2 protein-coding genes and 1 pseudogene are annotated in these 5,823 nt (G+C 75.1%); 1 reads left to right on the top strand and 2 read right to left on the bottom strand.

Annotated elements, in window-relative coordinates; translation table 11 throughout:
- Both GT042_RS36540 and GT042_RS36535 read right to left on the bottom strand, forming a co-directional pair.
- Nucleotides 1–1,663, bottom strand: a pseudogene (locus tag GT042_RS36540) (hypothetical protein); the annotation flags it as partial.
- A 261-nt stretch (nucleotides 1,664–1,924) separates the two neighbouring features.
- A complete protein-coding gene (locus GT042_RS36535; protein ID WP_161312960.1) occupies nucleotides 1,925–3,112 on the bottom strand; it encodes a sugar-binding domain-containing protein in 1,188 nt (395 codons plus the stop codon).
- 485 nt (nucleotides 3,113–3,597) lie between these two features.
- Here GT042_RS36535 and GT042_RS36530 point away from each other — a divergent pair, with 485 nt between their 5' ends.
- Nucleotides 3,598–5,685: an SMI1/KNR4 family protein gene (locus GT042_RS36530; protein ID WP_161312959.1), complete on the top strand. Its 2,088-nt coding sequence runs from the start codon at nucleotides 3,598–3,600 to the stop codon at nucleotides 5,683–5,685.
- Nucleotides 5,686–5,823 lie beyond the last annotated feature (138 nt).

The raw sequence follows: 5,823 nt of genomic DNA, 5'->3' as shown, positions 1-5,823 counted from the left end.
TGCCTCCGGCGCCCCGCGCCGGGCCGCCCGCGAGCGTTCCGCCGGGTGCTCCGCCTGCCACCGCGCCCGCCGCCCCCTCAGCCGTGCCCCGGACCGCCGGTCCGGCAGGTTGTCCGGACGGGCCGCTCCCGGTGCCGACTACCTGTCCCGTCGGTCCGGACGAGGAGGAGACCCGTACAGGAGGTGCGAGTGGCGCGGGCGCGGGACGGCGGGCCGGGCCCGGGACCCGGGGCGGACCGGCGGTGACGTATCGGATGCCCGGTACGCCGTGTTCCGCGGCCAGGCGGCGCAGTTCGCCCTCCCCGCTCATCAGCTTCCCGCGCACCAGCAGCGTCGTCCTCGCGCGGACGTCGGACCCCAGGCCCGCCAACAGCCGGGAGAGCGCGGGCAGGACGGAGTTGTCCAACGGCCTTCCCGGCGCGCCCAGTTCGACGGCGCACCGGTCCGGGTCCACCGCCAGCGCCGCCAACGGCGGCCGGGGGCCGTCCCGTTCCCACAGGGCCAGCCCGGCCCGGGTCACCGTGGCCTGCCAGCGGTCCGTCAGCAGGACGGTTCCCGGGTGGGTGCCGCGCGGGATCCAGGCGGGCGGATAGCTGCCCAGCGGGCGCGGGGCGGGGGTCCTGCCCTCCGCGTCGGCGGGCCCACACATCACGGAGGACACGAACGGCTGCCAGCTCGGCGCGCCGTCCGCGCCCACCAGGGTCGGCCGGGGAGCCGTCCCCGGCGGCGCGTGGTCGGCGAGCAGCGGCAGACCGGTGAGGACTTCCACCTCGCCGCCCAGCAGACCGGCGACCGCGTGGCCGAGCCGCAGCAGATCGCGCCGGCCGCCCGGCGCGAGGCGTACACGGGACCGCTGTCCCACCGGCAACGCCGCGAGCACGGCGGCCACTTCGTCGGCCGCCACGTCCTCCGCCCGGGGAGCGCCCACCACGACGGTGGGGCGCTCGTGGTCGGCGGGCACCGCGAAGCACAGGTCGTCGAGGTCGGGCGTGGGGGCGCCCGCCGGGCGCATCACCACGCCCGCCGGTATCTGCTCCACCACACAGCCGCCGGTCGTACGCGCGGGCACCCGGCCCAGCGCCTCCTGCCAGGCGGGGGCCGGGGCGCGCGGTCCCAGCTTCCTGGGCGCCTCGCCGGGCGCGAAGCGCCACCAGCCACGTCCGCCCGGCCGGGCATCGCCGGGGACGAAGAGCCCGCCGCCCGGGGTGATCAGGACGGCCCCGTCGGGGGCCAGCACCTCCAACTCCCAGGCGTCCGCGATCCTCCGGGCCACACAGGGCCGGCCCGGCCGGTCGTCACCGGCACCGGACATGACGAGCCGCACCCGGCCGACGCCCGTCGAGCGCAGGGAGTCGAGGAGGGCGCCCAGCCGGGCCCAGAGGTCGTCGTCCGCCGGGCCACCCCCGGCGGCCGAGCCGACCATCACGGTGACGATGTCCGCGTCCACGCCCACGGCGTGGGCGACTTCGGCCAGCGTGGTGAGCGGGAACGAGTCGTCCTCGACGGAACGCACCAGCAGGAGGCCGTCGATGTCCTCGACGGGCGGGGCGCCGACGGCGCCCTGGCGCCCGGCGCCGCCCGGGGCCGCGGCCGGATCCCGGGGGGCACGCTCCGGGGCGGATCTGCCGCGCCTGCGGTGGATGGCGGATGACCAACGGCTCACGCGTCCGTCCCCCGTGACCGAGGGCCGGCCTCGCGGATCTCGGCGGGAACGGGGGGAACGGGAGGAAGCCCGTCGTCCGGGCCGTCGCTCTGGGGCATCGCTGTCCTTACTCGTTGGTTCGGTGGCGGGTCGTGCACACGACGGGGGCGGCGGCCGTCGTACGGCGGGAGGGGCGAAGGCGGAGGCCCGCGCGGCGGGTCCCCCCGAGGGGCGGCTCGCGAACGGCCGTACGCGAGAACCCGGTTGTCCGGTACGGCGATCTCACGTGGCCTTCTCCACCACGCGGGCGGCCTTCGTCCGCGCCGTGTCGTCCGGCGTCGGTGACGTGTCGTACGGTGCCCGCGCCGAGCCGTCCGGCGTACGTGCCGCGTCCTCCGGCGTACGCGCCACGCCCTCCGGCGTACGTCCCGCGCCGTCCGGCGTCCGCACCACGCCGTCCGCGCCGTCGTACCACAGGAGGCGCCGCGCCGTGGTCGCGTCCGTGACCACGCGGGTGAGGAGCCCGGACTTCAGGACCGCGCGAATGGCCCGGGCCCTCCGCACACCGCCCGAGACACCGATCAGCTCGGGAATTCCCCGGAGTTGGCCGGCGCTCAGGGCGATCGTGCGGGCGTCCGGACCGCCGGGAAGCGCCCGGCCGTCCCGGTCGAAGAGGTGGCCGGCCACCTCGGCGCACGCCCCGAGTGCGCGGTACGTGTCGCGCTCCCGCTCCGTCAGGGCGTCGTACACCGCCGAGAGGCCGGCCTCCCACGCGCCGATGCCGACCACGGCCTTGGTGACCCGGCCGAACCGGCCGAGGGTCTCGGCCGTGTCCGGCTGGCTCCTGAGGAGGGCGGCCGTCGGCGCGTTGGGCAGGACGAACGGGGCGTGGAGCGGAAAGGCCCTGCCCCGGCCGGCCGCGGCGGTACGGTGGACCGCGTCGATCGCCGTGTCGTGCGCCAGGTCCGGCCCGTGCACCCCGGTCAACTGGACGACCTCGCGGGAACGCAGCCGCGCGACCGCCTCGCTCAGCGCCTCGACCGCGCGGCTCGCGTCCAGCCCGAGGACATCGCTCTCCTCGCTGATCTCCGAGACCAACCGGGCCGCCGCCGTCCCCAGCCAGCGGCCGGCGCGGCGCGTGTCCCCCGGGGCCACCGCGTCGCCCTCGCTCCGGGTCAGGTCGACCACGACGGCCTGGCGGAGGCCGAAGCGTTCGGCCAGGGCGTGCGAGAGCGGCGCGTCGATCTCGGCGGGGACGGTGATGTCGATCCTGACGATGTCGTGGGCCACGGCGGCGTCGAGGAGACGCGCCACTTTGAACCGGCTGATCCTGAATTCCTTCGCGATGCTGACCTTCGACTGGTGCTCCAGATAGAAACGCCGGGCGACGGACGCGGCGAGCAGTTTGTCGACCGTGGCGAAAGGAGCCTCCGCCTCGCGGTCCTCCTCGCGGTCTTCGCCCAGGTTCATGAGGTGCCGTCCGCTGCTAACACGTCTCTCCTCCTCCGGGAATGCCGTCCTCCGCGGGACGCGCAGCACCGGAGTCCGGTTCCCGGGCCCGGCACGGACGACTCCCCGCGTTCGGACCGGCACACGGAGCAGTGGTCACGAGCGGGGCGGCCGTGTCCTCGGCCCCGTGCGGGCAGACGTCCGGGGCCCGGCCGGCCGGCTGCGCCTTCCGCACCGTGCGTTCCACAGACAACTCCCGCCCCACGGTCATCAGTTCGATGCTACGCACCCGGTGTTACGCCAGGGGTACAGGGGCACCACGTGAGGCGGAAATCTCGCCGTCGGGGGGACGTCTTCGGCGCGACGGGCCTCCGCCGCGCCGCGCACCCCGTTGTCAGTGGCACTGTCTAGCATCGGCGAGGCCGGGTCGGCGGCTCAACTCCGCCGCCCTCCAACCTACTTCGATACGTCGGCGGTCGTTGCGACCGTCATACCGGGAGCACAGCGTGCGAGCGACCTTCGCGGACTTCACCACCGATCCGCCCCGACGGGGGCCCCGCGCGGCCCGGTTGGAGAACTGCCGTCCCGCGCCGGACCATCTCGCGATCGACGCAGGCGGCAGCGTGACGTTCGACTTCGTGCCGGCCGACATCCTCCCGCCGGGCGAGGACGGGGCGCCCGGGGAACTGACCCTCACGGTCACCGCACCGGTCCCCCCGATCGGCAAGTCCCCGGACGACGCCCCGATCGAGGTCACGGTCAACGGCCGTGCGGTCGTGGCCGATTCCGCCGCATCGGGCGATGTCGTGCCCGGGGAGACGGTGTTCACGGTGCCCGCCGCCCTTTTGGTGCCGCACACGAACACGCTGCGCCTGCGCCACCCCGCCGGGGCGAAGGACGGCCTCCGGCTGTACCGGATCGCCCTGGCCCCGTCCCGTACGACCGACGACGCGTCCCGTACTACCGGCGGCGCGGACCGCGCCACCAGCGGCGCGGACCGCACGGAGGGGGAAGTGGCCGCCCCGGAGCCGGTGTTCACCTTCCGTACCGAGCGGCGCGCCCATACGTCCGCCGGCTGGCGGCCCGCTCCACGGCTGACCGTCCACCTCGGCCGGGCCGAGCGCCCGCTTCCGGAACAGCTCTCCTGGCGCGGCGAGGACGGCGCGGAGGCGGCGGTCGCCTTCCCGCCGGCGAGGACGGAGTTCTACGGACACCACCGTGCCGCCGACGGCTCGCTCACGGAGTACCGGGGGGTGCTGGAGGAGCGCGCGGCGCTCCCGGAGGGCACGTACGCCGACATCTATGCGGGCACGGCCCCGCACCGGTTCCGGACGGAGGAGAGGCGGGGCGACGGCGACTGGCACCCCTCCGGCGAGCTGCGGCTGCTGATCGAGGACGGGGGCGCGCCCGTCGAGCGGGTGACGTGGCACGACCGGGCCGGCGATTCGGGCTCGTTGGCGCTGCGGAACGGCGGGCCCGACCCACGGGAGGAGGTCACCGGGCTGGTGACCGGGGTCCGGGTGAGTGACGAGTTCACGGAGGCCGGCGAGATCGCCCGGAACCTCCTCGACCCCACCTGGCACAAGTGGCTGGGCGACGGGCACACCGCCTGGCTGGAGTTCTCCCTGAGCCGGCCGGTCGCCGTCCTCCACTACGTACTGGCCTCGGCGAACGACTGCGACGACCGGGACCCCACGGACTGGACCCTCCGGGGTTCGCACGACGGCGAGCACTGGGTCACGCTCGACTCCCGCGCCGGGGAGCGCTTCCGCGAACGCCACCAGCCGCGTGGCTTCACCCTGTCCGCCGGCCCGGCCACGGCCTGTCATCACTACCGTCTTGAGATCACTCGCAACGCGGGGGCCCGCCATGTCCAGCTCTCCCAGGTGCGATTCTTCGCGTCCGCCCCCGAACCGCGCGGGTTCTTCGGCTATTGCCAGCGGGAGAACGAGGGTCCGACGGCTTACCGGGGCACAGCGACATCAACCGCCCCGGAGCAAGAGCCGGTGCCGGTGCCCGTGCCGGAGCCCGCGACCGGCCCGGCGGCGGCACTGCGTACCGTCGAGCAGTGGCGGGGCTACCTCGCCGAGCACAGCGCCGACTTCCTGCACGTGCCGGGCGACGAGGAGCCGGAGGACGTCGCCGCCCAGCGGCGAGCCGTCGGCCGGCTGCTCCACGGGGGCGCCGACGACGGGCGGATAGCGGCCCTGGAAGAACGGCTCGGTACCCGGCTCCCGCCGAGCTATCGCGCGTTCCTGGCCACGTCGGACGGCCGGCTGAATCTCAGTCCGTTCATGTGGGAGATGCGGTCGGCCGAGGCCGTCGACTGGTTCCGCGGCGAGTCCGACCTGTGGGAGATGCTCCGGATGGACGGCGAGGAGGGCTTCGAGGACCAGACCGCGATGATGGACCGCGCGCTGCTGATCTCGGAGGACGGTGACGCGCAGTACTGGCTGCTGGACCCGGGGGACGTGTCGGAGGACGGCGAGTGGGCCGCGTACATCTGGGCGAGCTGGTACCCGGGCCTGGGTGAGAGGTACGGGTCCTTCGCGGAGCTGGTCGTCGAGGAGCGCGGCGGGTTCGAGGACGCGTGAGGGACTACGCGTGACGGGCGACGAAGTGACGGACGACGCCGAGTGACCTGCCGACCGGAGGCCTGAGGCCTGAGGCCTGAGGCCTCCGGACGCCCCTGCCGCTCAGCCGGTGTTCCCGGACCGGGCCTCCAGGACCGC

The sequence above is a fragment of the Streptomyces sp. SID3212 genome (assembly GCF_009865405.1).
GTDB lineage: Bacteria > Actinomycetota > Actinomycetes > Streptomycetales > Streptomycetaceae > Streptomyces.
This window is presented reverse-complemented; position numbering and strand designations above follow the sequence as displayed.